Origin of the sequence: Streptomyces toxytricini (assembly GCF_014649915.1) — a bacterium.
Classification (GTDB): Bacteria; Actinomycetota; Actinomycetes; order Streptomycetales; family Streptomycetaceae; genus Streptomyces; species Streptomyces toxytricini.
The window spans coordinates 77,778-102,725 of the sequence record NZ_BMTY01000003.1; the positions used below are offsets into that span (position 1 = coordinate 77,778).

General features: G+C 69.8%; 28 protein-coding genes and 4 tRNA genes. 22 read left to right on the forward strand and 10 right to left on the reverse strand.

All coding sequences use genetic code 11. From position 1 onward, the window contains the following. Positions 1-17: 17 nt before the first annotated feature. Both IE170_RS04395 and IE170_RS04400 read right to left on the reverse strand, forming a co-directional pair. Positions 18-290, reverse strand: a complete 273-nt coding sequence (locus IE170_RS04395) for a DUF6303 family protein (RefSeq protein ID WP_189807987.1) — start codon at positions 288-290, stop codon at positions 18-20. Continuing rightward, entirely contained in the window at positions 290-553 is a 264-nt protein-coding gene (locus IE170_RS04400) for a DUF6284 family protein (protein WP_189807988.1), read from the reverse strand. Before IE170_RS04400 ends, IE170_RS04395 begins: the two co-directional genes overlap by 1 nt. Positions 554-1,138: 585 nt before the next feature. Between IE170_RS04400 and IE170_RS04405 the strand changes: the two genes are divergently transcribed. The 3 genes from IE170_RS04405 (at position 1,139) to IE170_RS04415 (ending at position 3,571) form a co-directional block, all read left to right on the forward strand. Then, positions 1,139-1,519 carry a GntR family transcriptional regulator gene (locus tag IE170_RS04405; protein WP_189807989.1) on the forward strand — a complete coding sequence of 127 codons (381 nt, stop codon included), beginning with the start codon at positions 1,139-1,141 and terminating at the stop codon, positions 1,517-1,519. A gap of 126 nt (positions 1,520-1,645) precedes the next feature. Further along, complete coding sequence (locus tag IE170_RS04410) at positions 1,646-2,827, forward strand: helix-turn-helix domain-containing protein (protein WP_189807990.1); 1,182 nt, start codon at positions 1,646-1,648, stop codon at positions 2,825-2,827. An 18-nt stretch (positions 2,828-2,845) separates the two neighbouring features. Then, positions 2,846-3,571, forward strand: a complete 726-nt coding sequence (locus IE170_RS04415; RefSeq protein WP_189807991.1) for a creatininase family protein — start codon at positions 2,846-2,848, stop codon at positions 3,569-3,571. On the opposite strand, the gene IE170_RS04420 is transcribed toward IE170_RS04415, so the two are convergent. Both IE170_RS04420 and IE170_RS04425 read right to left on the reverse strand, forming a co-directional pair. Continuing rightward, on the reverse strand, positions 3,568-4,371 hold the full coding sequence (locus tag IE170_RS04420) for a hypothetical protein (RefSeq protein ID WP_189807992.1): 804 nt from the start codon (positions 4,369-4,371) through the stop codon (positions 3,568-3,570). The two genes, IE170_RS04415 and IE170_RS04420, sit on opposite strands and share 4 nt — an antisense overlap. Positions 4,372-4,500: 129 nt before the next feature. Beyond that, complete coding sequence (locus IE170_RS04425; protein WP_189807993.1) at positions 4,501-5,274, reverse strand: hypothetical protein; 774 nt, start codon at positions 5,272-5,274, stop codon at positions 4,501-4,503. Between the two features lie 296 nt (positions 5,275-5,570). Between IE170_RS04425 and IE170_RS04430 the strand changes: the two genes are divergently transcribed. Together IE170_RS04430 and IE170_RS04435 are read left to right on the forward strand one after the other, a co-directional pair. After that, positions 5,571-5,795: a hypothetical protein gene (locus tag IE170_RS04430; protein ID WP_189807994.1), complete on the forward strand. Its 225-nt coding sequence runs from the start codon at positions 5,571-5,573 to the stop codon at positions 5,793-5,795. A gap of 68 nt (positions 5,796-5,863) precedes the next feature. Further along, a tRNA-Tyr gene (locus IE170_RS04435) sits at positions 5,864-5,940 on the forward strand. Between the two features lie 69 nt (positions 5,941-6,009). Here IE170_RS04435 and IE170_RS04440 read toward each other — a convergent pair. Next, the gene (locus tag IE170_RS04440) at positions 6,010-6,165 is read right to left on the reverse strand and encodes a hypothetical protein (RefSeq protein ID WP_189807995.1); all 156 of its coding nucleotides are present in this window, start codon (positions 6,163-6,165) and stop codon (positions 6,010-6,012) included. Positions 6,166-6,174: 9 nt separating this feature from the next. After that, positions 6,175-6,786, reverse strand: coding sequence for a maleylpyruvate isomerase N-terminal domain-containing protein (locus tag IE170_RS04445; protein WP_223856163.1), 612 nt, complete (start codon positions 6,784-6,786; stop codon positions 6,175-6,177). A gap of 5 nt (positions 6,787-6,791) precedes the next feature. On the opposite strand from IE170_RS04445, the gene IE170_RS04450 reads away from it, so the two are divergent. Beyond that, positions 6,792-7,232 (forward strand): DUF3574 domain-containing protein, encoded by a 441-nt coding sequence (locus tag IE170_RS04450; protein ID WP_189807996.1) that lies wholly within the window; start codon positions 6,792-6,794, stop codon positions 7,230-7,232. Between the two features lie 28 nt (positions 7,233-7,260). Here the strand turns inward: IE170_RS04450 and IE170_RS04455 are convergent, their stop codons facing one another. Both IE170_RS04455 and IE170_RS04460 read right to left on the reverse strand, forming a co-directional pair. Continuing rightward, positions 7,261-7,917: an SDR family oxidoreductase gene (locus IE170_RS04455; protein ID WP_189807997.1), complete on the reverse strand. Its 657-nt coding sequence runs from the start codon at positions 7,915-7,917 to the stop codon at positions 7,261-7,263. Positions 7,918-7,971: 54 nt separating this feature from the next. Then, positions 7,972-9,339 (reverse strand): amidohydrolase family protein, encoded by a 1,368-nt coding sequence (locus IE170_RS04460; RefSeq protein WP_189807998.1) that lies wholly within the window; start codon positions 9,337-9,339, stop codon positions 7,972-7,974. A 481-nt stretch (positions 9,340-9,820) separates the two neighbouring features. On the opposite strand from IE170_RS04460, the gene IE170_RS04465 reads away from it, so the two are divergent. The 7 genes from IE170_RS04465 to IE170_RS04495 all read left to right on the forward strand — a co-directional run bounded on the left by IE170_RS04465 (position 9,821) and on the right by IE170_RS04495 (position 12,851). After that, positions 9,821-9,893, forward strand: a tRNA-Thr gene (locus IE170_RS04465). A gap of 48 nt (positions 9,894-9,941) precedes the next feature. Then, positions 9,942-10,014: transfer RNA gene (locus IE170_RS04470), tRNA-Met, on the forward strand. Between the two features lie 89 nt (positions 10,015-10,103). Next, on the forward strand, positions 10,104-10,268 hold the full coding sequence (gene rpmG, locus IE170_RS04475) for a 50S ribosomal protein L33 (RefSeq protein WP_003956487.1): 165 nt from the start codon (positions 10,104-10,106) through the stop codon (positions 10,266-10,268). Between the two features lie 114 nt (positions 10,269-10,382). Continuing rightward, complete coding sequence (locus IE170_RS04480) at positions 10,383-10,835, forward strand: MaoC family dehydratase N-terminal domain-containing protein (protein ID WP_189807999.1); 453 nt, start codon at positions 10,383-10,385, stop codon at positions 10,833-10,835. 2 nt (positions 10,836-10,837) lie between these two features. Further along, complete coding sequence (locus IE170_RS04485) at positions 10,838-11,266, forward strand: MaoC family dehydratase (protein ID WP_114053710.1); 429 nt, start codon at positions 10,838-10,840, stop codon at positions 11,264-11,266. Between the two features lie 88 nt (positions 11,267-11,354). Beyond that, positions 11,355-12,410, forward strand: a complete 1,056-nt coding sequence (locus IE170_RS04490) for a UDP-N-acetylmuramate dehydrogenase (RefSeq protein ID WP_189808000.1) — start codon at positions 11,355-11,357, stop codon at positions 12,408-12,410. An 18-nt stretch (positions 12,411-12,428) separates the two neighbouring features. Further along, positions 12,429-12,851, forward strand: a complete 423-nt coding sequence (locus IE170_RS04495) for a hypothetical protein (RefSeq protein WP_189808001.1) — start codon at positions 12,429-12,431, stop codon at positions 12,849-12,851. Positions 12,852-12,903: 52 nt separating this feature from the next. On the opposite strand, the gene IE170_RS04500 is transcribed toward IE170_RS04495, so the two are convergent. Beyond that, positions 12,904-13,923 (reverse strand): adenosine deaminase, encoded by a 1,020-nt coding sequence (locus IE170_RS04500; RefSeq protein ID WP_189808002.1) that lies wholly within the window; start codon positions 13,921-13,923, stop codon positions 12,904-12,906. A gap of 253 nt (positions 13,924-14,176) precedes the next feature. Further along, positions 14,177-15,403, reverse strand: a complete 1,227-nt coding sequence (locus IE170_RS04505) for a pyridoxal phosphate-dependent aminotransferase (protein ID WP_189808003.1) — start codon at positions 15,401-15,403, stop codon at positions 14,177-14,179. A 192-nt stretch (positions 15,404-15,595) separates the two neighbouring features. Here IE170_RS04505 and IE170_RS04510 point away from each other — a divergent pair. The 9 genes from IE170_RS04510 to rpoB all read left to right on the forward strand — a co-directional run bounded on the left by IE170_RS04510 (position 15,596) and on the right by rpoB (position 24,892). Then, a tRNA-Trp gene (locus IE170_RS04510) sits at positions 15,596-15,668 on the forward strand. A gap of 105 nt (positions 15,669-15,773) precedes the next feature. Next, on the forward strand, positions 15,774-16,055 hold the full coding sequence (gene secE / locus IE170_RS04515; RefSeq protein WP_114053715.1) for a preprotein translocase subunit SecE: 282 nt from the start codon (positions 15,774-15,776) through the stop codon (positions 16,053-16,055). Between the two features lie 84 nt (positions 16,056-16,139). After that, entirely contained in the window at positions 16,140-17,012 is an 873-nt protein-coding gene (nusG, locus tag IE170_RS04520) for a transcription termination/antitermination protein NusG (RefSeq protein ID WP_189808004.1), read from the forward strand. Positions 17,013-17,177: 165 nt separating this feature from the next. After that, entirely contained in the window at positions 17,178-17,612 is a 435-nt protein-coding gene (rplK, locus tag IE170_RS04525) for a 50S ribosomal protein L11 (protein WP_189808005.1), read from the forward strand. 89 nt (positions 17,613-17,701) lie between these two features. Then, positions 17,702-18,430, forward strand: a complete 729-nt coding sequence (rplA, locus tag IE170_RS04530) for a 50S ribosomal protein L1 (protein ID WP_114053718.1) — start codon at positions 17,702-17,704, stop codon at positions 18,428-18,430. A gap of 211 nt (positions 18,431-18,641) precedes the next feature. Next, the gene (locus IE170_RS04535) at positions 18,642-19,499 is read left to right on the forward strand and encodes an SCO4651 family lipoprotein (protein WP_223856161.1); all 858 of its coding nucleotides are present in this window, start codon (positions 18,642-18,644) and stop codon (positions 19,497-19,499) included. A 337-nt stretch (positions 19,500-19,836) separates the two neighbouring features. Then, positions 19,837-20,367 (forward strand): 50S ribosomal protein L10, encoded by a 531-nt coding sequence (rplJ, locus tag IE170_RS04540; protein WP_114053720.1) that lies wholly within the window; start codon positions 19,837-19,839, stop codon positions 20,365-20,367. A 111-nt stretch (positions 20,368-20,478) separates the two neighbouring features. Beyond that, complete coding sequence (rplL, locus tag IE170_RS04545) at positions 20,479-20,865, forward strand: 50S ribosomal protein L7/L12 (RefSeq protein ID WP_189808006.1); 387 nt, start codon at positions 20,479-20,481, stop codon at positions 20,863-20,865. Positions 20,866-21,409: 544 nt separating this feature from the next. Next, positions 21,410-24,892, forward strand: coding sequence for a DNA-directed RNA polymerase subunit beta (gene rpoB, locus IE170_RS04550; protein ID WP_189808007.1), 3,483 nt, complete (start codon positions 21,410-21,412; stop codon positions 24,890-24,892). Positions 24,893-24,948: the final 56 nt, after the last annotated feature.

Here is a 24,948-nt window from a genome sequence, read left to right on the forward strand (position 1 = left end):
TAGCGCCTGGCCCGCGCTCACGCCGCACCCCCGACAGCCGGGACGACGTCCGCCGCGGCGATCAGGAGCACGGGCGAGTCCGGGTCGCCGTACTGCTCGGCGTCCTCCACCCACGACCACCCCGCCACGCCCGCCAACGCGAAGCCCAGGGCCCCCAGGGCCCCGGAGCGCTCCGCGAGCGTGGGCACCACGGCCCCCGTGAACATGTGCGTTGGCCACTCGGGCCGGCCGTGCTCGATGACGTACAGGCGCCACCGGCCAGACCGGCAGACCATCTGCGCCCGCGCCATCACGCCACCTCCCCGGCGGACCTGGGCGCCTTGTTCGCCGCGGCCCGCCGGGCCGCCAGTACCCGCCGGCGGGCCCGGCGGATCCGGCGGCCTTCGAACTCCGACGCCGGCCGGTCCAGCAGCGCAATCAGCGCGTCCAACAACTCGACCTCGGCCAGCACCACCGGCATCTCGGCCTCGATCGCGTCCAGCTCCGCGTCCGTCGGCTCCAGATCCGGCGGCAGCGCGGTAACGGGCATCTGACGTGCAACGATGGACTTCATTGGGTCTTGCTCCTCTCACACAGGAACGGGCCCGAACAGAAGCCCCGGTGTTCGCGCACCGGGGCTTCGCCGTGAAGCAGGAAGACTCCAGCTCCCCCACCCCGCCCGTACGCCGCCGAAGCGACGGACGGGCGGAAGAGGCAACCGGCCGCGGCTCTACGGCCGCGGCGTCCCGACTCCGCGAATCACCGGCGTTTCCGGTGCGCTTGCGCGGCGGATCGGGAAGACGCGAAGGGCGACGCTGACTCGCCGGTCCAGCAGGTCAGCGGCCAAGGGTCTTGAACGGATCACTTCGAACCTCCAAAGACGATGTGCACATGAGTTGCACTGCAAGGGGGACCTGTGTCCCCACCCTCCGGCCGTTGCTCGCGGTCACCGGGCGACCTCGCCAGTCGGGCCTAAGCCCTGTCCCCTGGCCTTCAGCGGGATTGCAGCGTCCCCGCCTTGATCCGCGGTCCCAGGCATGCGAGACCGGTGCGAGTTACCTAGGTTACTCGGCTGAGATGAAGTTACCTAGGTCGCTTGGTCGGGTCAAGCGGTCCGCGGCGAGTGCTGAAAATGACCTAGGTTGGTTAGGCTCTAGTCATGGACTGGAACCCGGAGAAGCCCCCGTCTGCCAAGGACATCGCCGCGAAGTTCCGCAACGACATCGGCGCCGGCGTCTATCCGACCGGCTCCCCCCTGCCTGGAGCTAAGGGGCTTGCGAAGCAACTCGGGGTTGGCCTGATGACCGTCCAGAGCGCCTACAAGCAGCTCGCCGAAGACGGCCTGGTCGTCGGCCGGCAGGGCAGCGGGACGTACGTGCTGGACCCGAAGAAGGGCGACCCGACCGCGCGGGAAACCGCGCTTGGACTGCGCGACCTCCAGGAACACGTTGCTCATCTCACCTCCCAGCTCTCCGAGCTCCAGGGCCGGGTCGAGCGGCTGGAAGCCGCTCGGTCGGGCCCGTCTGACGAGAACCAGTAGGCCGCATTTCGCGCCGTTCCACAGTGGACAGGGTTAACAGTCAGCCCCTGTTACCTGTTAACTCCCCACGTCAGCAGCCTGCTTGGACATGATGGGCGCCAGGGCGTCACCGGCACCGGGGGAGCGATGAAGACGAAGCTTCAGGCGGCACGGGCCGCTGCGGGATGGACTCAGGCGGAGCTGATGGACGCCATGGAAGACGCCGCCCCGCGGCTCGGCATCCAGCTGCCTTCCCGGACCAGCCTGAAGACACAGCTCTCCATGTTCGAGAACGGGCGACGTGAGCCCGGGTCGGACTACCAGCAGCTCTTCTGCGAGGTCTACCAGGCCACCCGCATGGAGCTGGGCCTTGCTGTGGAGGTGGCGCCCTCCCAGTTGGACACCCTGCCGTCGCTTCCTGCACCGCGTTCCGCCTCGCCGGAAGCCAGTCCGGGGGTTCTGGCCTACCTGAAGGCCGTCTTCGTCCAGCACGTTCAGGCGGAGCCGCTGGTCGGCGCACGATTCCTTGTGCCTGCCGTTCAGAGTCAGCTGCCGCTGATCGAGGAGCTGTGCAAGGAAGCGCAGGGCCCGCTGCGTGACGACGCGGTCCGAGTGGGCGCGCGCTACTCGGAACTCCTCGGGTGGTTGCACCAGGACACGGGCGACTCGCAAGCCGCCATGCTGTGGACGAATCGAGCGCTGGACTACGCCGCCGAGCTGGACGACCCGGGCCTCAGCGCCTACGTCTTCCAGCGGCGGAGCAACATCGCCGCGGAAGCCGGTCAGGCCGGATACGCCCTCGGCCTCGCCAACGCCGCACTGCGGCAAGCCGGCAAGTTACCCCCCGACGTCCGGGCCGTCGCGCTTCGGGCGCGCGCCTACTCGGACGCGCTGCTTGGGCACGGCGACGAGAGCGCTCGCTCGCTCGATGAAGCGCGGCGCCTTGCCGACCGGGCGCAGGACCCCGCGGGACTCGCCCCGTACTGCTCGCTGTCGTACATCGACATGGAGGCGGCGAACTGCGCGCTCCAGCTCGGCCGGCCGGACCAAGCGGTGCGGACACTCGAAGCGAGCCTGACGCGGTGGCCGGCAGAGCAGCAGCGCGACCGGGGGCTGTGCCTGGCCCGCCTTTCCACCGCGTACGCACGCCTCGAAGACCTCGAAGGCGCCTTGAACGCCGCATCGCAAGCCGCAGCCATCGCGCAGGCCACCGGCTCGGCGCGCATCCTGGCGGAGCTACTCCGCCTTCAGCCGCTCCTCGAACCGTGGAAGAAGCTGGTGGAGATTGCTGAACTGAACCGGCTTCTGGGCACTATGAGGGCGAGCTGACTCGACCGGAGGAGAGCTGTGACCTTGCTTCCCAACATCACGACCGTCGACGTCCAGGAACAGGCCCCCGGCGTGGCCGTACTCCCGGTCGGGTCATACGAGCAGCACGGGCCGTACCTGCCGCTCATCACGGACACGGCCATCGCCTGCATCATCGCCCGTGAAATCGCTGCCGCTTACCCGGTCCTGGTCCTGCCCCCCATCTCGATCGCGTGCAGCCACGAGCACGGGACATGGCCGGGCACAGTCAGCATCAGCGCCCGGACACTGCACGCGGTCATCACGGACATCGCCGCCTCTTTGGAAGCTTCCGGCATCCACAAGCTAGTCCTGGTCAACGCCCATGGGGGCAATTACGTGCTCTCCAACATCGTCCAGGAAGCTAATCTGACCGAACCGCGGATGAGTCTCTTCCCCCAGAGCCGGGAGTGGAGCCGAGCCCGCGAACACGCGGGTTTGTCCAGTAGCGCCCACGACGACATGCACGCCGGCGAGATCGAAACCTCGATCCTGCTTCATGCTGAGCCCTCTCTGGTGCGTCCTGGCTACGAGGCGGCAGATCACGAGGCGGCTGACCGCCCCTTCCTACTCACTCTGGGGATGCAGGAATACACCAAGAGCGGAGTGATTGGATTCCCTTCACACTCCACAGCCGAAAAGGGTCGGATGGTGCTTCAGAGCTTGAGCAACGACTTCCAAGCGCACCTGGCGACCCTGGCGGGAAAGGTGAATAATGAACGCTAGGATCCGAGCATTCTGAGGAAATCGCGGAGAAACTTTTCGACCTGCGTCTCCGAGTTCACGTCGCGTACATCAAGGCGATCCACATATTTCACACCAGCGTGTAGGAGTTGTCGATCGCGGCTCTTGTCGCTTGAACTTTGCCCTTGATGGTAGGGGCCGTCGATCTCGATCACCCCGGCGTGACCTTTGTAGGTGATCAGAAAGTCTGGCTCGAATACGCGGTCGCGAACTCTGATGCCTGCAAGAGGTGCGATGCCGATAGTCTCACTGTCTTCGAGTGTCGCCTGAATTGCTTTCAGTGTTCGATAGACCCGATGCTCCCAGAGGTTCGTGAAGTGCAGACGATCTTCTATGGGGTGCTGAGGGTCTGACCGCACTTTCCGTGCCTGGTTGCTCACGTGGGTTCCCCTGTCGGCCCGTACGTTTGCACGCCAGTTGGGCTCTACCGCGGGGAGTATTGGGCGTATGCGGAGCACGCTGACGCCATAAGTCTCGCGCTCGACAGCCTCCTGGATGGTTTCGAGGATCAGTGCGTGCACATCCTCTGTGAATCGCTCCACGAGGCTGGGGTCGACGTCGAGCGCAACCTCATAGAACTCAACGCCCCAGTCCTTGTCCTGGTAGTTGCGCTCCGCTGATGCTGCCTCGGCCAGCAAGGTGGCGGCCTCGTGATGACCGCGCTGGCTCAGGAGGATCGCTGTGACGCCGAGCAGCCGGTCCAGCCGTATGCGCTCGACCTCGGCCTCTGACAGCCCCTGAGGGTCCTGAAGGATTTCGTCCAGGGTTCGAGAATCATCCACGTGGCGATTCTGGCACGCGTGGCGATCCCGCGGGCGTGGTTTCCGGAAACTCGATTCGCTTGCCGTGGACGCCACGCGGGCGGGTGATGGTCCGGGCGGTCACGCCTGCGGGGTCTAGCGAAGTGCGCTTCAGTCTGTCCCATGCTCGTGTGACCTTAGTGGCGATCCGGGCTTGTCCATGAACCGGGACTGCTCGATCCAATAGGAATTTCGGAGCCTCTGGTAGTCGAAATCGCTCCCTTGTGGTGTGCGTGAAACAGTGAGGAATTTGTGTTCCTCCAGTTCCTTCCGTGCCTCGGTCCAGGTGTTGTGGGAGAAGCCGTACTCGGAGCGTCGCTGCTTCGGTACATATCGCGGCTCTGAGTATCCGCCCTGAGACTCCAGCAAGGCAAAGAGCAGGGCGATGGAAGTAGGGGATAGCGCAATAATCCAGCCGTTCCTCCAGAACTCGATCGGGATTCCCACGTACCGGCCCATTAGACTTGCCCGCTCGAAGGGCTTACCTTTTTCCTCAAGCGACACGAGCTGGATTGAGGGAGGGGCGTACCCGCGGCGCGGTCCTAGCTCTATAAATCCATTCTCGGCGAGCCATTTGATATTGCTGGTGACTCGGCGTGGCCCGGAGTCGGAGGGCAAGGCCAGGCGGCGACACCAAGCGGTTGGCGTAGGCGGGTTTTTGATGTTGAACGGATCAGCGGTCGCCATCATCACCAGGCAGAGGTAGATCTTCAGCCGAACCTCGCCCCCTCTGCCGCCTCTGATCAGCCGGGCCAGTGGCGGAAGGGTGTCAGGCGCAAGTGACCTGACGAAGCTCGGGGCGAAGGAGACCCTGCCGTGTCGGGCTGCCCGGTTTGCGGCCGCGTTCAGGGCCTCGACGGCGACAAGCTGAGTAGGCGTCAGCAAGGTTTTTTACCTTCTTGCAGGCGAGACGGGGGTCCAGCAGTGCACAGGGGTCCCTGCAGTTGGCAGGCGGTTCCTTCCCTGCCTTCGCTGACGATGGGGGACTACAGCGCAGCATCGCATTGTCTACTGCAGGGGCACTTCCGTTGTCCATCGCTATGGCTGAACTTCTCCAGCAGGACTGTTATTTCGGGCTTTTGACCTGCGGTTTTAGGTCTGGGACCTTCTACTCCTCCGGCCTGACGAGGCCGGTCTCGATGTCGGACTCGGCGCCAAGGGGCGCTGGGAAGGAGGACCGGATGAGCGTGAACACCATGGCGGGGCGAGGTGTGCTGCTGGCGATCGTTGTGCTGGGCAGTGCCTGTGCGGCAATCGCCGCCGGCTTCGTTCTCTCCGTCGTGGGCGCCGAGGTCAAGGTTGTCCTGGGCGGTGCTGGAGGCGCATTCCTTGGATTGGCGACCCTCGGCTTGGCAGCTTGCCGCTTCGTCGCCGAAATCCCGCGGGAGGGCCAGGCCGCAGACTGACCGTGGACGGCACGTGGACGAGCTGGTCCTCGATTGGCTCGCGAAGTGCAATCGCTGCACGTCAGTCCGGCTGCCCAAGGTGCAGGGTGAGAAGTCTGTAAATCCGTCGGCTTAGCCTACCCAGGTTCGAATCCTGGCGCCGCCACACTGGAGGAACGGCCCCTGATCTGCGGAAACGCGATCAGGGGCCGTTCTGCGTTGCCCGGGTGGCGGGTTAGGGTCGGGGCATGGGTGGGAGGACGTACAGGGCGGGGCTGTGCCGGCGGTGCGGGAAGCCGCTGGTCGACGGCGGGCGGCGCAGGCCGAAGCGGTTCTGCAGCCGGTGGCACCGGATCAGGCACTGGATCTCGAACATCGTCGAGGCCGTCATGGACTCGGCCTAGTCCTCCTGCGGCAGGGCTGCCTGCCAGGTCCAGGTCGTGCGGCGCGGGCGGTCCGGGAGGGCCGTGCGGCCCGCCGACCACAGCAGGGCGTCCGGGCGCGGGGCGTCGGCGGGGGCGTCCGGGAAGAGGCGGGCCAGGACCAGGGCCGACAGGTCGGCCGGCGGGCGCCAGTCCAGGCCGAGGCCCTGCGCGATGTCGTACGTGTGCAGCAGGACCTCCGCCACGCCCATCGCCGCGAAGCCGGCCGGGTCGCAGGGCCCCCAGTGCCAGGCGCGGGCGTCCGGGGCCGCCGCGTCGACGGCCGTGCTCAGCAGCCGGGCCGACGCCGTCACCGCGCGCAGCGCCTCCGCAGGCGGGGCCGAGGGCCGTACGTGCAGGTCCAGGGGGAGGTAGCCGTCGGCCGGCAGGGCGGCGACCTGGGCCGCGTAGGCGAACAGGTCGTGCGCGACGTGCGCCGCGGTCGTCCGGCACGTCCAGTCGAGTGAACCCGCCCGGACTGTCCAGTCCCGGCCGCCGTGCGGCGACAGGGCCGACACCATGCCGGCCGCCGCCCGTTCGACGTCCGAGCCCCGCAACCGCCGCATCGTCCCCGCCCCCTGTTCGTTCATCCTGCGTGAAGTGGATCTCAGACACCCGCGGGAAGGTCGGAGGCGGCGTGCTCGCCGCCCTCATCGGCGCAGGCATCCCCGCCATCGTAGGAGCGGCCCTGGACGGGCCGGCGCCCGAGCCGTACCGGGAGACGCGCCTGTACTTCGGCACGGACCGCCCCGGCGGCCTGCCGCCCGTCACCGAGCAGGAGTTCACCCGGTTCCTCGACCGGGAGATCACCCCCGCGTTCCCGGAGGGGCTGACGGTGCTCGACGGCGTCGGCCGCTGGCGCGCCGGCGACGGCGCCATGATCCGGGAGCAGTCCTACGAGGTCGTGCTGCTGTACCCGGAGACGGACGCAGGCGTCCGCAGCGCCCGCATCGAGCGGATCCGCTCCGTCTACGAGGAGCAGTTCGCGCAGGACTCCGTCGGGCGGTCCGACGACAAGGTCACCGCCGACTTCTGAGCCGTTCTCAGGTGCTTCGGGCGGGGCTTCAGTTGCCCGCCACCGCCTTCACGGCCACCGGCACCGGCAACGGGCCGGAGACCAGCTCCAGCGTCAGGCCCGCCGTCGCCGGCGTCTCCACCAGTTCCGCCAGCACCGCCGCCACGTCGTCCCGGGGCACCGCCCCGGGGCCCGTCGCGGCCGCCAGGTCCACCAGGCCGGTCCCCGGTTCGTCCAGCAGCGAGCCGGGCCGCAGCACCGTCCACTCCAGGCCGAGGCGGGTGCGCAGGTGGTCGTCCGCCTCGCCCTTCGCCCGCAGGTAGGCGTCGAAGACCTCACCGCCCTCGTGGCGGGCGTCCGCGCCCATCGAAGAGACCATCAGGAAGCGGCGGACACCGGCCCGTTCGGCCGCATCGGCGAAGAGGACCGCCGCGCCGCGGTCCACCGTGTCCTTGCGGGCGGCCCCGCTGCCCGGTCCGGCGCCGGCCGCGAACACGGCGACGTCCGCGCCGGCCAGGATGCCCGCCACGTGGTCGACGGTGGCCGACTCCAGGTCGCACAGCACCGGTTCGGCGCCCGCCTCTCGCAGGTCGTCCTCCTGCGTGCGGTCGCGGACGATGCCCGCGACCCCGTACCCGCGCGCGGCGAGCAGCCGCTCAAGCCGCAGCGCGATCCGACCGTGTCCACCCGCGATGACGATGCGCATGAGGCGACCGTACGACGACCCGGGCCCGCCCGCCCCCGCACGGCCGCCGCCCGCTCAGGGGCCCGGCTCCATCCGGCCCTGCCGGGGCAGGTCGAGGGCCGCCGCGACCGCCGAGTCGCAGTACTCCCGCACCGCGCTCGTACGGGCCACCACGCGCCCCCGGTGCACCACGATCCGGCTGTACGCCAGCGAGAGCACTCCGGCGATCCGGTCCCCGCGCACGGCGAGCAGCTCTGCCGGAGCCCCCGGCTCCACCCGCACCTCCGGCAGGCCCATCGCCTCCCGGGCGGCGGAGCCGACCGCCTCGTACGCCTCCGCGGGCCGCAGCCCGCCCTGGGAGGCCAGCAGGTACGCGGCCTCCAGGGGGTCGCCGCGGCCGACCGGGTTCCCGGCGTCGCGCAGCGCCCCGCTCCCGGCCGCGACCCGCACCCCGGCTGCCCGCAGCAGCCGCACCGGGGCGGTGCGCAGGCCGCGCCGCTCCAGGGCCGCGCAGTCGCCCTGCGGCAGGCAGGTCACCCGTACGCCCGCCTCGGCCAGCCGGTCGGCGGCCCGGTGCGCCGCCTCCAGCGGCAGCCGCGACAGCCCGCCGCAGGGGCCGATCACCACGCCGGTGCGCAGCCCGCGGGCCATGGCGGCGATCCGGGCGAGGCGGTCCGGGTCGCCGCCGTCGGTGTGCAGGTCGACGGGGCAGCCGTGCTCGGAGGCGAGGCCGAGGACGGCTTCGAGGTGGCCGGCCGGGTCCGGGTCGAGGTCGGGGCAGCCGCCGACGACCGCGGCGCCCATGCGGACGGCGTCCCGGAGCATGGCGCGCCCGTCCGCGCCGGCCGTGCCGGTGAGCAGCCGGGGCACGGCGGCGGCGGTCAGGTCGGTGAGGCCGCGCAGGGAGCGGCGGGCCTGGAGGACGGCCTCAAGCGGTCCGAGGCCGTGCGCCCCGCCGATCCGGACGTGGGAGCGGACGGCGGTGGCGCCGTGGCCGAGCTGGAGGAGGGCGGCCTCGGTGGCCCGCCGCTGCACCTCGTCGGGGGCGTAGGAGACGGGCCCGGCGCAGTCGGCGGTCAGGGCCGTGTCCCCGTGGGCGTGCGGCTCGGCCGGGGCGGGCAGCAGCAGCCAGCCGGTGAGGTCGACGCGGGCCGAGGCGCCGGGGGGCATGCTGCCCGCCGCCCCGACGGCCTGGATGCGGCCGCCGCCGAGCCGTACGTCGACCAGGCGGCCGTCGGCGAGGCGGGCGCCGGCCAGCAGCAGGGCGGCGGACTCGGCGGCGGCGGCCGCCGCGGGGCCGGGCGGGCGTCCCGGCCCGGGCCCGCGGCCCCTGGAGGCGTCGGGGGAGGGTGCGCCGCCGGGGGGCCGCGGGGCCTGGCCGCCGCCGTCGCCGCGGCCGTTGCGGGGGGACGGGGGCGGCTGCGGCGGCTGGCTGTCGGACATCGCGCTCCTGCGGGGGCTCGGGGCGGCGGTCCCGGACCGGTCGGCTCGGCCCGCGGCCCAAGATCACGCGTTCCGGCGAGCCTAGGCCGTCTCCTCCGGATCTTGCCTGACCCACGCCGTCCGGCACCGCGCCTCGCCGCGTTGTCGGGCCGTCCGCGCACCCCGGTACGCGGACGGCCCTCCGCCTTGCGGTGCACGGCACCGGACGACGCGGGCTTGACCGGCAAGATCCGAAAGAGACGGCCTGGGCGCGGGGCTCCCGGCATCGCGGAGGAGCGCAATGCCGTACCGCCGTGCCCACCCCCGCGGCTGCCCGCGACAACCGCCGCGATGCCCTCCGCAACGCCCTTCGCGATGCCCTTCCGGCCCCTGCGCGCCCGGCCGCGGCCCGGTCCGCGAAGGCCCGGCAGGGGCCCCGCGGGCAGGCCCCGGCAATGGATTTGGGCGATCGGCGGGCAACCGTGTAATGTCTTCCTCGCTCGCCCCAATAGCTCAGTCGGTAGAGCGTCTCCATGGTAAGGAGAAGGTCTGCGGTTCGATTCCGCATTGGGGCTCTGGTGAGAGAGGCCCCCCGCCTTAGGGCGGGGAGCCGATCACATCAAAGCGGCGTAGCTCAGTCGGTAGAGCAAGCGGCTCATAATCGCTGTGTCACCGGTTCAAGTCCGGTCGCCGCTACCCACAGTAGCCGATTGCGGGGTCGGTCTCCCGATCGGCTACTCTTTTATGCGTTCGATCCGTCCATTAGTCCGTCAAGGAGCACTCACGTGGCTGCCACCGACGTCCGCCCGAAGATCACGCTGGCCTGCGTGGAGTGCAAGGAGCGGAACTACATCACCAAGAAGAACCGGCGCAACAACCCGGACCGTCTTGAGATGAAGAAGCACTGCCCGCGCTGCAACTCGCACACGGCGCACCGCGAGACCCGCTGACACCGGCGAAGTCTCCGATTCAGGCAACGTCATGAGGTCGTCCCCTGCAAAGGGGGGCGGCCTCGTGTCGTTTCCGCGATCATTTCCACTTGTTCAACCAGGAGGTAGGGAGCCATGGCGCTCGACCAGTCCTTCGTCGGGCGGAGCTACCCGCCCACCGATCCCTACGAGGTCGGCCGGGAGAAGATCCGCGAATTCGCGGTGGCTGTCGGGGACGCCCATCCCGTCTACACCGACCCCGAGGCCGCCAAGACCGCCGGGTACCCGGACGTGATCGCCCCGCCGACCTTCGTGTTCGCGATCACCTTCGCCGCCGCCGGGCAGGTCGTCGCCGACCCGCAGCTCGGCCTGGATTACAGCCGCGTCGTGCACGGCGACCAGAAGTTCGCCTACACCCGCCCCGTCCGCGCCGGCGACCGCCTCTCCGTGACCTCCACCATCGAGGCCGTGAAGACCATGGCGGGCAACGACATCATCGACATCCGCGGCGAGGTCCACGACGAGACCGGCGAACACGTGGTGACGGCGTGGACGAAGCTCGTCTCCCGCGCCCCCGAGGAGGCCTGACGATGACCGCGCAGATCAAGTACGACGACGTCGAGGTCGGCACCGAGCTGCCCGCCGCGTCCTTCCCCGTGACCCGCGCCACCCTCGTGCAGTACGCCGGCGCCTCCGGCGACTTCAACCCGATCCACTGGAACGAGCGGTTCGCCAAGGAGGTCGGCCTGCCCGACGTCATCGCCCACGGCATGTTCACCATGGCCCAGGCGATCCGCGTCGTCACCGACTGGGCCGGCGACCCCGGCGCCGTCGTCGAGTACGGCGTCCGCTTCACCAATCCCGTGGTCGTCCCCGACGACGGCACCGGCGCCGTGATCGACGTCACCGCCAAGGTGGCCGCCAAGCTCGACGGCAACCAGGTCCGCGTCGACCTCGTCGCCACCGCCGCCGGCCAGAAGGTCCTCGGCCGCTCCCGCGCCGTCGTCGCCCTCGCCTGACCGGCCGCCACACCGGCACCGGCACCGGCACCCGTACGGTCCGTGGCCCCGCAGGGATGCGGGGGGCACGGACCGTACTCTTGTCCACGTGCAGGAACTCCACGACGCCCCCCTCGCCCCCCTGACCACCTTCCGCCTCGGCGGCCCCGCCACCCGGCTGGTCACCGCGACCACCGACGCCGAAGTGGTCGAGACCGTCCGCGCCGCGGACGAGAGCGGCACCCCGCTCCTCGTCATCGGCGGCGGCAGCAACCTGGTCATCGGCGACCGCGGCTTCGACGGCACCGCCCTGCGCATCGCCACCACCGGCTTCCACCTCGACGGCACCCGCCTGGAGCTCGCCGCCGGCGAGAACTGGTCCGACGCCGTCGCCCGCACCGTCGAAGCCGGCCTCGCCGGCATCGAATGCCTCGCCGGAATCCCCGGCTCCGCCGGTGCGACCCCGATCCAGAACGTCGGCGCGTACGGCCAGGAGGTCTGCGACACCATCACGGAGGTCGTCGCATACGACCGCCTCCGGCGCGAGACGGTCACCCTGAGCGCCGCCCAGTGCGCCTTCGCGTACCGCGACAGCCTCTTCAAGCACGAGCCCGACCGGTACGTCGTCCTCCGCGTCCGCTTCGAGCTGGAGGACGCCGGCGGGATGTCCGCGCCGATCAAGTACCCGGAGACCGCCCGCGCCCTCGGCGTCGAAGCCGGAGACCGCGTCCCGGCAGCCACCGCCCGCGAGACCGTCCTGCGGCTGCGCGCCGGCAAGGGCATGGTCCTCGACCCCGACGACCACGACACCTGGTCCGCCGGGTCCTTCTTCCACAATCCGATCCTCGGCGACGAGGCCTTCGCCGCCTTCCTCGCCCGCGTCGAAGCCCGCCTCGGCACAGGCACCGTCCCGCCCGCCTACCCCGCCGGCGACGGCCGCACCAAGACCAGCGCCGCCTGGCTCATCGACAAGGCCGGCTTCACCAAGGGCTACGGCACCGGCCCGGCCCGCATCTCCACCAAGCACACCCTCGCCCTGACCAACCGCGGCGAGGCCACCACCGAGGACCTCCTCGCCCTCGCCCGCGAAGTCGTCGCCGGCGTCCGCGAGGCCTTCGGCGTCACCCTCGTCAACGAGCCGGTGACGGTCGGCGTCAGCCTCTGAAGGAGCCCCGGCGCCGCCATGCACTGCCCACTGCACGGGGCCGGAACGGACCCCGCCCGCCTGGTGGGACGCACGATCCGGCGGATCGTCGCGTCCTGGCACGTCTGCGAGGGGGAGCGCTCCGAGGCCCCCCTCGACGTCTGGCTGATCGACAGCGAAGGCGACTCCACCCGCATCAGCACCGGCTCCGACCGGTGCCTCATCGTCGAGTCCGCCGCCCCCCACGAGCCGTACGACATGGGGGAGTGGGGCCGCATCGACGTCGGCGAAGACCTCGGCGACCACGCCCTCCTGCCCCACGTCGGCGCCACCGTCGCCGGCGTCGCCGAATACGCCGCGCCCGGCGCCGGGCGCGCCCGCCTGGAGCTCTCCTTCGAGGACGGCGCCCGCGTGCGCGCCGACTGCTGGCAGGGCGACCTCCGGCTCACCCGCGCCCGCTGAACCCGGGGCCCGCCGGGCCCGGGGGAGCCCGGACAGGCCCCCAGGGCCTGTCCTAAGTCGCCAGCCAGTGGTCGATCCCCGCCAGCAGCTTGTCCTGCACCTCGTGCGGCGCCGCCGACCCCCGCACCGACTGGCGCGCAAGCTCCGCCAGCTCCGCGTCCGTGAACCCGTGGTGCCGGCGGGCGATCTCGTACTGCGCGGCCAGCCGCGACCCGAACAGCAGCGGGTCGTCCGCACCCAGCGCCATCGGCACCCCCGCCTCGAACAGCGTCCGCAGCGGCACGTCCTCCGGCCGCTCGTACACCCCGAGCGCCACGTTCGACGCGGGGCACACCTCGCACGTCACCCCCGCGTCCGCCAGCCGCCGCAGCAGCGCCGGATCCTCCGCGGCCCGCACCCCGTGCCCGATCCGCGCGGCATGCAGATCGTCCAGGCAGTCCCGCACCGAAGCCGGGCCCGTCAGCTCGCCGCCGTGCGGCGCGGCCAGCAGACCGCCCTCCCGGGCGATCGCGAACGCCCGGTCGAAGTCGCGGGCCATGCCGCGGCGCTCGTCGTTCGACAGCCCGAAGCCGACGATGCCCCGGTCGGCGTACCGGACGGCGAGGCGGGCCAGCGTACGGGCGTCGAGGGGGTGCTTCATGCGGTTCGCGGCGAGCAGCACGCGGATCCCGAGGCCCGTGTCCCGCGACGCCGACTCGACCGCGTCGAGGATCACCTCCACCGCCGGGATCAGCCCGCCCAGGTGCGGGGCGTACGAGGTCGGGTCGACCTGGATCTCCAGCCAGCCGCCCCCGTCGCGGACGTCCTCCTCCGCCGCCTCCCGCACCAGCCGCCGGATGTCCTCCGGCCCGCGCAGGCACGACCGGGCGGCGTCGTACAGCCGCTGGAAGCGGAACCAGCCGCGCTCGTCGGTGGCGCGGAGTTTCGGGGGCTCCCCGGCGGTCAGCGCGTCCGGGAGGCGCACGCCGTACTTGTCGGCGAGCTCCAGCAGGGTCGACGGGCGCATGGACCCGGTGAAGTGCAGGTGCAGGTGGGCCTTCGGCAGAAGCGTGAGATCGCGTACGTGCTCCATCTGGAGATCCTGCCGTACCGCGGCGCTCGGCGGGAGGGTTTTCCCGATCGGGGTCGCGCCCGAACGCGGGATCGGTGGTGGTGGCCGGCCGCTGCGCGGAGCCGTGCCCCACCCCGCCCCTTCCCGAAACCGGGGCCCGCGGCCCCGGACCCCGCCGGGGCTCCGCCCGGACCGCGCGCCTCAACGCCGGGGGCCCCGGAAAACGACGGAGCGGCGCCGCCCCCGTGGGGACGGCGCCGCTCCGGAGCGGGGGTCAGGCCTTGGCCTCGGCCAGGAGCTTCTGGATGCGGGACACGCCCTCGACCAGGTCCTCGTCGCCCAGGGCGTACGACAGGCGCAGGTAGCCCGGGGTGCCGAAGGCCTCGCCCGGGACGACCGCGACCTCGACCTCGTCCAGGATCAGCGCGGCCAGCTCGACGGAGGTCTGCGGGCGCTTGCCGCGGATCTCCTTGCCGAGCAGCTCCTTGACCGACGGGTACGCGTAGAAGGCGCCCTCGGGGACCGGGCAGAACACGCCGTCGATCTCGTTCAGCATCCGGACCATCGTCTGGCGGCGGCGGTCGAAGGCCTTCCGCATCTCCGCGACCGCGTCCAGGTCGCCCGAGACGGCGGCGATCGCGGCGGCCTGCGCCACGTTGGAGACGTTGGAGGTGGCGTGCGACTGGAGGTTCGTCGCGGCCTTGACCACGTCCTGCGGGCCGATGACCCAGCCGACGCGCCAGCCGGTCATCGCGTACGTCTTCGCGACGCCGTTGACGATGATGCACTTGTCGCGCAGCGCCGGGACCAGCACCGGCAGCGAGGTGAACTTCGCGTCGCCGTAGACCAGGTGCTCGTAGATCTCGTCCGTCAGGACCCACAGCCCGTGCTCGGCGGCCCACTCGCCGATCGCCTTCGCGTCCTCCTCGCCGTAGACCGCGCCGGTCGGGTTCGAGGGGGAGACGAAGAGGAGGACCTTGGTGCGCTCCGTGCGCGCCGCCTCCAGTTGCTCGACGGAGACCCGGTAGCCGGTGGTCTCGTCGGCGACGACCTCGACCGGCACGCCGCCGGCCAGGCGGATGGACTCCGGGTAGGTGGTCCAGTACGGGGCCGGGACGATGACCTCGTCACCCGGGTCGAGGATCGCGGCGAAGGCGTTGTAGATGGCCTGCTTGCCGCCGTTCGTGACCAGCACCTGCGAGGGGTCGACCTCGTAGCCGGAGTCGCGGAGCGTCTTCTCGGCGACGGCCTTCTTCAGCTCGGGCAGGCCGCCCGCCGGCGTGTAGCGGTGGAACTTCGGGTCGCGGCAGGCCTCGACCGCCGCCTCGACGATGTAGTCCGGGGTCGGGAAGTCGGGCTCGCCCGCACCGAAGCCGATGACCGGGCGCCCGGCGGCCTTCAGGGCCTTGGCCTTGGCGTCGACGGCGAGGGTGGCGGACTCGGAGATGGCGCCGATACGGGCGGACACGCGGCGCTCGGAGGAAGGCGTTGCAGAGGTCATGCGGCCATCGTCCCAGACGGCCTGCGGCGGCGGCACACCGTTCCGGACACCGGACGGACCGGCCGGATCACGCGCTCCGTTCGACGTCAGGGCCTCGAGCACGTACACTCACCTGTCGTTGGACCTCGCCGACCACTCCAGAGCGTGAGCACTCCGTGCACTCGCCCGGATGCGGTAGGTTGGGGTGCACATAGGGTCGTAGCTCAATTGGTAGAGCACTGGTCTCCAAAACCAGCGGTTGGGGGTTCGAGTCCCTCCGGCCCTGCTCCACACTCCTTCTCGGATGTGTGCGCAGGTACGTACTTCGATGCAACGCCGTGCGGCGCAACCGGGCGCGGCCACGGCCCCGACCCGGATTCAGGTGAGAGACGTGACGGACGCCCTGGGCTCCATCGACAAGCCTGACGCCGAGGACGAAGCCCGCGAGAAGAAGGCCCGCAAGGGCGGCAAGCGCGGCAAGAAGGGTCCTCTGGGCCGGCTCGCGCTCTTCTACCGCCAGATCGTCGCGGAGCTCCGCAAGGTCGTCTGGCCCACCCGCAAGCAGCTCTCGACGTACACCACCGTGGTGATTGTCTTCGTCGTCATCATGATCGGTCTGGTGACCGTGATTGACTATGGGTTCCAGGAAGCCATCAAGTTCGTCTTCGGCTGATCCCCGCGGAGGGCGGCGCCTTGATGGGTGCCGCCCCTTTTCGCATGTTCCACCACCTTTTGTATCCAGGAAGAAGCAGCCACCGTGTCTGACCCGAACCTGAACGCGAGCCACGACTCCGTCGAGTCCGTCGAGGACGAGCTCGACACCGTCGAGGCGGCAGACGCTGTGGAGCCGGACGAGGCCGAGCTCGCCGGCGCCGAGGACGCCGCGCTGCACGCCGAGGACGAGGTCGAGGCCGACGCCGAGCACGAGGACGCCCCGGCCGAGGACGCCGAGGTCGAGGCCGCCGACGCCGAGGCCGAGGAGGCCGACGCCGAGGCCGAGGAGGCCGAGCCCGTCGACCCGGTCCAGGCGCTCCGCGACGAGCTGCGCCTGCTGCCCGGCGAGTGGTACGTCATCCACACCTACGCGGGCTACGAGAAGCGCGTGAAGGCCAACCTGGAGCAGCGCGCCGTCTCGCTGAACGTCGAGGAGTTCATCTACCAGGCCGAGGTGCCCGAGGAAGAGATCGTCCAGATCAAGAACGGCGAGCGCAAGAACGTCCGGCAGAACAAGCTGCCCGGCTACGTGCTCGTCCGCATGGACCTGACGAACGAGTCCTGGGGCGTCGTCCGCAACACCCCCGGCGTCACCGGCTTCGTGGGCAACGCCTACGACCCGTACCCGCTGACCCTGGACGAGATCGTCAAGATGCTCGCCCCGGAGGCGCAGGAGAAGGCCGCCAAGCAGGCCGCCGAGGAGGCCGGGCTGCCCGCGCCGGCCGTCAAGCGCACCATCGAGGTCCTCGACTTCGAGGTCGGCGACTCGGTCACCGTCACCGACGGCCCGTTCGCGACCCTCCAGGCGACGATCAACGAGATCAACCCGGACTCGAAGAAGGTCAAGGGCCTCGTCGAGATCTTCGGCCGCGAGACCCCGGTCGAGCTGAGCTTCGACCAGATCCAGAAGAACTGATCTTCTGAACCACAGCTTCCGGACAGGTCAGACAGCCCCCTCGGGGCTCGTCTGACCTGCTCGGTTTCGAGCCCCGCACCGATACCCGTTATCGTGGTGCGGTATGCCTCCATCCGGATGACCGGATCGGCGGCGAAAAACTCTCACTAGGACCCGGAGAGAGCAATGCCTCCCAAGAAGAAGAAGGTCACGGGGCTTATCAAGCTCCAGATCAACGCCGGTGCCGCCAACCCGGCCCCGCCGGTCGGCCCCGCGCTGGGTCAGCACGGCGTCAACATCATGGAGTTCTGCAAGGCCTACAACGCCGCGACCGAGTCGCAGCGCGGCATGGTCGTGCCGGTGGAGATCACGGTCTACGAGGACCGCACCTTCACCTTCGTGACCAAGACCCCGCCGGCCGCGCGCCTCATCCTGAAGCACGCGGGCGTGGACAAGGGCTCCGGCGAGCCGCACAAGACCAAGGTCGCCAAGCTGACGGCCGCCCAGGTCCGCGAGATCGCCGAGCTGAAGATGCCCGACCTCAACGCCAACGACATCGACGCCGCCATGAAGATCATCTCTGGCACCGCGCGCTCGATGGGCGTCACGGTCGAGGGCTGAACAGCCCCCTTCCCGCACCACCAAGTGGCAGGGCCAAGCGCTGGCCCGGACCACGACTCCATGCCTGAAGCGAAAAAACAGGAGCAGAAGTGAAGCGCAGCAAGACCCTCCGCGCTGCGGACGCCAAGGTCGACCGGGAGAAGCTGTACGCCCCGCTCGAGGCCGTCCGTCTCGCCAAGGAGACGTCCGCCACCAAGTTCGACGCCACCGTCGAGGTCGCCTTCCGCCTGGGTGTTGACCCGCGCAAGGCCGACCAGATGGTCCGCGGCACCGTGAACCTCCCGCACGGCACCGGTAAGACCGCCCGGGTCCTGGTCTTCGCGACCGGTGACCGTGCTGCGGCCGCGACTGCCGCCGGCGCCGACATCGTCGGCGACGACGAGCTGATCAACGAGATCGCCAAGGGCAACCGCCTGAACGAGTTCGACGCGGTTGTCGCCACCCCGGACCTCATGGGCAAGGTCGGCCGCCTCGGCCGCGTGCTCGGTCCCCGTGGCCTGATGCCGAACCCGAAGACCGGCACCGTCACCATGGACGTCGCCAAGGCCGTCACCGAGATCAAGGGCGGCAAGATCGAGTTCCGTGTCGACAAGCACTCGAACCTGCACTTCATCATCGGCAAGGTCTCCTTCTCCGATGAGCAGCTGGTCGAGAACTACGGTGCGGCCCTGGAGGAGATCCTCCGCCTGAAGCCGTCCGCCGCGAAGGGCCGCTACCTGAAGAAGGCCGCCCTGACCACCACCATGGGCCCCGGCATCCAGCTGGACCCGAACCGCACCCGCAACCTCCTCGTCGAGGAGGACCCGGCCGCGGTCTGAGCCTGACGGCTCCGGGCCGCAATGCGGCCCGCCAGTGGCACCTTGAACGGGCCCTCCGCCCCCTCACCGGGGCGGAGGGCCCGTTCCCTTTTCCGGCTGTTCGATCCCTGTGCGAGGAGTGTCATACGCGTGGCGTAGAGTCACTGCTGTCTCGCGGCCGGTGCGACAGGCCCGCGAGACGACGATCACTGCATCAGGGGTGGGGAACGAGATGAACGCGTACCGCAAGAAGGCCGCCGGGGCGGTCCTGGCCGCCGTGCTGCTGGCCGGCGGCGCCACGGCGTGCGAAGACGGCAAGGGCGCCGGAGGCGCCGGGAAGGAGGGCGCCGCGGCGGCGCCCTCCCCGGCCGCGCCGAAGCCGGCCGAGGTCACTCCGGCGGCCTTCCTGGAGCAGACCAAGGCGAAGGCGGCGGAGATCACCTCCGTCCGCTACACCATGGCGGGCACGGCCGGGGGGCAGACCATCTCCGGCGAGGCCTCCATGCGCCTGAAGCCCACCGCGGCCATGGCCATGAAGATGGCGAACCCGCAGAAGCCCGGCGAGAGCGTGGACATCCGCCTCCTCGACGGCGCCCTGTACCTCGGCTCCGAGGGCAAGTACCTGAAGTTCGACCTCAAGTCCCTCGACCCGGAGGCGGCCAAGAAGCTCGACCGGCTCGGCGGCGCCCAGCAGGGCGAGAACCCGGGCGACAGGGCCGGCGACATGAGCGCCGCCAAGGACCTGAAGAAGGTCGGCGAGGAGACCGTCGACGGCCAGAAGACCACCCACCTCAGCGGCACCGTCACGCTGGACGAGCTGCGCGCCGCCTCCGCCGCGGGCACGCCCGAGGCCAAGGAGCGGCGGGGCAAGAACCTTCAGGCGCTGGAGGCCCAGGGCATCAAGAGCCTGGCCATGGACATCTGGATCGACGAGAACCACCAGACCAGGCAGTTCCGCACCCGCGGCGAGGGCACCGAGGGCCCGATGGACATCACCGTCAAGTTCCTCGACGTCAACAAGCCGGTCGACATCGCGGCCCCGCCGGCCGACCAGGTCGTGGACCTCGCCCAGCTGGCCCAGGAGGGCTGACGGGGCGCCCGTACGGGCCCCGCGCCGCCTGCGCCCGCCGTCGCCCGGCCCTGCCCGGGGCGGCGCCCGCAGGGAGCCCGGGAGGGCGATTTGCCCTCCCGGGACGCGGTCACGTACAGTTCCACGGAAGCCAAAGACCGCTGGTCGTTGCCGCGCCCGCAAGGGGGCGGTGGCCGAAGGATCCGCTGAAAGCGGGCGACCCGCGCAGGTGACTGTGGAAGGCTCCCAGGATTTCGATCCTGGTCGAGCGTTGCCCCGTGCGCCTGCGCCCGGGGCGCTTTGTTTTGTCCAGCCCCTTCTGCGCGGTCCTCATCACCCGGAAGGAGGCCGACGCTCTATGGCAAGGCCCGACAAGGCTGCCGCGGTAGCCGAGCTGGAGGACATGTTCCGCAGCTCGAACGCCGCTGTGCTGACCGAGTACACGGGGCTCACCGTTGCGCAGCTCAAGACGCTGCGCCGTTCGCTCGGTGGGAACGCCCAGTACGCCGTGGTGAAGAACACGCTGACCAAGATTGCGGCCAACTCGGCCGGGATCACCGCGCTGGACGAGCACCTTGCTGGTTCGACCGCGGTCGCCTTCGTCACCGGTGACCCGGTGGAGTCGGCGAAGGCTCTGCGTGACTTCGCCAAGGACAACCCGAAGCTCGTCATCAAGGGCGGTGTCCTTGACGGCAAGGCGCTGTCCGCCGACGAGATCAAGAAGCTTGCGGACCTCGAGTCCCGCGAGGTTCTGCTCGCCAAGCTGGCCGGTGCCATGAAGGGCAAGCAGTCCCAGACTGCCGCGCTCTTCCAGGCGCTGCCCTCGAAGCTCGTCCGCACCGTGGAAGCGCTTCGTGCCAAGCAGGACGAGCAGGGCGGTGCCGAGTAATTCGGCTCGCGCATTGATCCGCGCCGCCTAGTGCGCGGGTCGTAGCGGGCCGTTACGCCCGCCTTTCGATACATCTCGGCACCAGCCGAATTAGTGGAAGGATCGCCCATCATGGCGAAGCTGTCTCAGGACGACCTGCTCGCTCAGTTCGAGGAGATGACCCTCATCGAGCTCGCCGAGTTCGTGAAGGCCTTCGAGGAGAAGTTCGACGTCACCGCCGCCGCCCCGGTCGCCGTTGCCGGCATCGCGGGCCCGGGTGCCCCGGCCGCCGAGGCCGTCGAGGAGAAGGACGAGTTCGACGTCATCCTCACCGGCGCCGGCGACAAGAAGATCCAGGTCATCAAGGTCGTGCGCGAGCTGACCTCCCTGGGTCTGAAGGAGGCCAAGGACCTCGTCGACGGCACCCCGAAGCCGGTCCTCGAGAAGGTCAACAAGGAGGCCGCTGACAAGGCCGCCGAGGCCCTCAAGGGCGCCGGCGCCTCCGTCGAGGTCAAGTAACACCCCGGGGCCCCTCAGGGCCCCTGCCAAGGGCGATCACCCGCACGGGTGGTCGCCCTTCGGCGTACCCGCGGCGCCTGATTTGCCCAGCTCCCGTGGGGGAGTAGGGTGATCATCGTTGCCCCGTGCCGGGTGTCCGAGATGATCCGCACGGAGCAGGGGGCCTTGACGAACGGCACGCGGCGCGCAATTCTCAGGACCGTCGCCAGCTCGATCCGCGGTCCGGGGCACCGGTCGGGGATCCGAGGCATGGATCGACTACGAAGAGGGCAGTACTGATACGCGCTCTGTGTACGAGAGCCGCGGCGTTGATCTACAAGGGGAAGGCCTGTTGCCGGTTGCCGGAAACCTGGTCTGGACATCAGTGAGCCGAGTGGCTACACTGACCCTTTGCGCTGCCTGTTAGCTGCCCCCTGCCCGTCGCCAGGGGCATGCCCACGCTTGAGCACACACGATTGATACGCCCTGACCTGGGGTTTTGGTCTATGTGTCAGCTGGGACCGGTACGCGCGTAGTGAGTCCGAGCCCTCGGAAGGACCCCCTCTTGGCCGCCTCGCGCAACGCCTCGACCAATACGAACAACGGTGCCAGCACCGCCCCGCTGCGCATCTCCTTTGCAAAGATCAAGGAGCCGCTCGAGGTTCCGAACCTCCTGGCGCTGCAGACCGAGAGCTTTGACTGGCTGCTCGGCAACGCCGCCTGGAAGTCTCGCGTCGAGTCGGCGCTCGAGAGTGGACTCGATGTCCCCACCAAGTCCGGTCTGGAAGAGATCTTCGAGGAGATCTCGCCGATCGAGGACTTCTCCGGGTCGATGTCGCTGACCTTCCGCGACCACCGGTTCGAGCCGGCGAAGAACTCCGTCGACGAGTGCAAGGAGCGCGACTTCACGTACGCGGCGCCGCTCTTCGTCACCGCCGAGTTCACGAACAACGAGACCGGTGAGATCAAGTCTCAGACGGTCTTCATGGGCGACTTCCCGCTCATGACCAACAAGGGCACCTTCGTCATCAACGGCACCGAGCGTGTCGTGGTGTCGCAGCTGGTGCGCTCCCCCGGCGTCTACTTCGACTCCTCCATCGACAAGACGTCCGACAAGGACATCTTCTCCGCCAAGATCATCCCTTCCCGGGGTGCCTGGCTGGAGATGGAGGTCGACAAGCGCGACATGGTCGGTGTCCGCATCGACCGCAAGCGCAAGCAGTCCGTGACCGTCCTCCTCAAGGCCCTCGGCTGGACCACCGAGCAGATCCTCGAGGAGTTCGGCGAGTACGAGTCCATGCGCGCCACCCTGGAGAAGGACCACACCCAGGGCCAGGACGACGCGCTGCTCGACATCTACCGCAAGCTGCGTCCGGGCGAGCCGCCGACCCGTGAGGCCGCGCAGACGCTGCTCGAGAACCTCTACTTCAACCCCAAGCGCTACGACCTCGCGAAGGTCGGCCGCTACAAGGTCAACAAGAAGCTCGGCGCCGACGAGCCGCTCGACGCCGGCGTCCTGACCGTCGACGACATCATCGCGACGATCAAGTACCTCGTGAAGCTCCACGCGGGCGAGACCGAGACCATCGGCGAGTCCGGCCGTTCGATCGTCGTCGAGACCGACGACATCGACCACTTCGGCAACCGCCGCCTGCGCAACGTCGGCGAGCTCATCCAGAACCAGGTCCGCACCGGCCTGGCCCGCATGGAGCGCGTCGTCCGCGAGCGCATGACCACCCAGGACGTCGAGGCGATCACGCCGCAGACCCTGATCAACATCCGGCCGGTCGTCGCCTCCATCAAGGAGTTCTTCGGCACCAGCCAGCTGTCGCAGTTCATGGACCAGAACAACCCGCTCTCTGGTCTGACCCACAAGCGCCGCCTCTCCGCGCTCGGCCCCGGCGGTCTGAGCCGTGAGCGGGCCGGCTTCGAGGTCCGCGACGTGCACCCGTCCCACTACGGACGCATGTGCCCGATCGAGACCCCCGAAGGCCCGAACATCGGTCTGATCGGCTCGCTGGCCTCCTACGGCCGCGTCAACGCGTTCGGCTTCGTCGAGACGCCGTACCGCAAGGTCGTCGACGCCCAGGTGACCGACGAGGTCGACTACCTGACCGCCGACGAGGAGGACCGCTTCGTCATCGCCCAGGCCAACGCGCGCCTGGACGAGAACCTGCGCTTCGAGGAGGGCCGCGTCCTGGTCCGCCGCCGCGGCGGCGAGGTCGACTACGTGCCCGGCACGGACGTCGACTACATGGACGTCTCCCCGCGCCAGATGGTGTCCGTCGCCACCGCGATGATCCCGTTCCTCGAGCACGACGACGCCAACCGCGCCCTCATGGGCGCGAACATGATGCGCCAGGCCGTTCCGCTCATCAAGGCGGAGGCGCCGCTCGTCGGCACCGGCATGGAGTACCGCTGCGCCGTCGACGCCGGCGACTCGATCAAGGCGGAGAAGGACGGTGTCGTCCAGGAGGTCTCGGCCGACTACATCACCGTCGCCAACGACGACGGCACGTACACCACGTACCGCGTCGCGAAGTTCTCCCGCTCCAACCAGGGCACCTCGGTCAACCAGAAGGTCATCGTCAACGAGGGCGACCGCGTCGTCGAGGCCCAGGTCCTCGCCGACGGCCCGGCCACCGAGAACGGCGAGATGGCGCTGGGCAAGAACCTGCTCGTCGCGTTCATGCCGTGGGAGGGCCACAACTACGAGGACGCGATCATCCTGTCGCAGCGCCTCGTGCAGGACGACGTCCTCTCCTCGATCCACATCGAGGAGCACGAGGTCGACGCCCGCGACACCAAGCTGGGCCCCGAGGAGATCACCCGGGACATCCCGAACGTCTCCGAGGAGGTCCTCGCCGACCTCGACGAGCGCGGCATCATCCGCATCGGTGCGGACGTCGTCGCCGGCGACATCCTGGTCGGCAAGGTCACCCCGAAGGGCGAGACCGAGCTGACCCCCGAGGAGCGCCTGCTCCGCGCGATCTTCGGTGAGAAGGCGCGCGAGGTGCGCGACACCTCCCTGAAGGTCCCGCACGGCGAGATCGGCAAGGTCATCGGCGTCCGCGTCTTCGACCGCGAGGAGGGCGACGAGCTTCCCCCGGGCGTGAACCAGCTGGTCCGCGTCTACGTCGCCCAGAAGCGCAAGATCACCGACGGTGACAAGCTCGCCGGCCGCCACGGCAACAAGGGTGTCATCTCCAAGATCCTCCCGATCGAGGACATGCCCTTCCTCGAGGACGGCACCCCGGTCGACATCATCCTGAACCCGCTGGGTGTCCCGTCCCGAATGAACCCGGGACAGGTCCTGGAGATCCACCTCGGCTGGCTCGCCAGCCGCGGCTGGGACGTCTCCGGCCTGGCGGAGGAGTGGGCCGAGCGACTGAAGGCCATCGGCGCCGACCGCGTCGAGCCCGGCACCAACGTCGCCACCCCCGTGTTCGACGGCGCCCGCGAGGACGAACTCGCCGGCCTGTTCGAGCACACCATCCCGAACCGCGACGGCGACCGCCTGGTCCTCCCGTCCGGCAAGGCGCGCCTGTTCGACGGCCGCTCCGGCGAGCCGTTCCCGGACCCGATCTCGGTCGGGTACATGTACATCCTCAAGCTCCACCACCTGGTCGACGACAAGCTCCACGCCCGTTCGACCGGTCCGTACTCGATGATCACGCAGCAGCCGCTGGGTGGTAAGGCGCAGTTCGGTGGCCAGCGCTTCGGTGAGATGGAGGTGTGGGCGCTCGAGGCGTACGGCGCCGCCTACGCCCTCCAGGAGCTGCTGACCATCAAGTCCGACGACGTCACCGGCCGCGTGAAGGTCTACGAGGCCATCGTCAAGGGCGAGAACATCCCCGAGCCGGGCATTCCCGAGTCCTTCAAGGTGCTCATCAAGGAAATGCAGTCGCTCTGCCTCAACGTGGAGGTGCTGTCCTCGGACGGCATGTCCATCGAGATGCGCGACACCGACGAGGACGTCTTCCGCGCGGCGGAGGAGCTCGGTATCGACCTGTCCCGGCGCGAGCCGAGCAGCGTCGAAGAGGTCTGACGGGCCTGGCCGGGGCTCCCGCGAAGAGCCCCGGCCGTCCCCGGGACCGTTCAGAC

Bases quoted from the DNA above. Each gene is read 5' to 3' on its own strand.
- IE170_RS04480 (WP_189807999.1), top strand. From the start codon at position 10,383: ATGGCGCTCGACCAGTCCTTCGTCGGGCGGAGCTACCCGCCCACCGAT.
- IE170_RS04535 (WP_223856161.1), top strand. From the start codon at position 18,642: ATGAACGCGTACCGCAAGAAGGCCGCCGGGGCGGTCCTGGCCGCCGTG.
- IE170_RS04445 (WP_223856163.1), bottom strand. From the start codon at position 6,786: ATGAACGAACAGGGGGCGGGGACGATGCGGCGGTTGCGGGGCTCGGAC.
- IE170_RS04500 (WP_189808002.1), bottom strand. From the start codon at position 13,923: ATGGAGCACGTACGCGATCTCACGCTTCTGCCGAAGGCCCACCTGCAC.
- rplL (WP_189808006.1), top strand. From the start codon at position 20,479: ATGGCGAAGCTGTCTCAGGACGACCTGCTCGCTCAGTTCGAGGAGATG.
- IE170_RS04400 (WP_189807988.1), bottom strand. From the start codon at position 553: ATGAAGTCCATCGTTGCACGTCAGATGCCCGTTACCGCGCTGCCGCCG.
- IE170_RS04405 (WP_189807989.1), top strand. From the start codon at position 1,139: ATGGACTGGAACCCGGAGAAGCCCCCGTCTGCCAAGGACATCGCCGCG.
- rplJ (WP_114053720.1), top strand. From the start codon at position 19,837: ATGGCAAGGCCCGACAAGGCTGCCGCGGTAGCCGAGCTGGAGGACATG.
- IE170_RS04430 (WP_189807994.1), top strand. From the start codon at position 5,571: ATGAGCGTGAACACCATGGCGGGGCGAGGTGTGCTGCTGGCGATCGTT.
- IE170_RS04395 (WP_189807987.1), bottom strand. From the start codon at position 290: ATGGCGCGGGCGCAGATGGTCTGCCGGTCTGGCCGGTGGCGCCTGTAC.
- IE170_RS04505 (WP_189808003.1), bottom strand. From the start codon at position 15,403: ATGACCTCTGCAACGCCTTCCTCCGAGCGCCGCGTGTCCGCCCGTATC.
- IE170_RS04410 (WP_189807990.1), top strand. From the start codon at position 1,646: ATGAAGACGAAGCTTCAGGCGGCACGGGCCGCTGCGGGATGGACTCAG.
- IE170_RS04455 (WP_189807997.1), bottom strand. From the start codon at position 7,917: ATGCGCATCGTCATCGCGGGTGGACACGGTCGGATCGCGCTGCGGCTT.
- IE170_RS04460 (WP_189807998.1), bottom strand. From the start codon at position 9,339: ATGTCCGACAGCCAGCCGCCGCAGCCGCCCCCGTCCCCCCGCAACGGC.
- IE170_RS04440 (WP_189807995.1), bottom strand. From the start codon at position 6,165: ATGACGGCCTCGACGATGTTCGAGATCCAGTGCCTGATCCGGTGCCAC.
- rplK (WP_189808005.1), top strand. From the start codon at position 17,178: ATGCCTCCCAAGAAGAAGAAGGTCACGGGGCTTATCAAGCTCCAGATC.
- IE170_RS04495 (WP_189808001.1), top strand. From the start codon at position 12,429: ATGCACTGCCCACTGCACGGGGCCGGAACGGACCCCGCCCGCCTGGTG.
- IE170_RS04485 (WP_114053710.1), top strand. From the start codon at position 10,838: ATGACCGCGCAGATCAAGTACGACGACGTCGAGGTCGGCACCGAGCTG.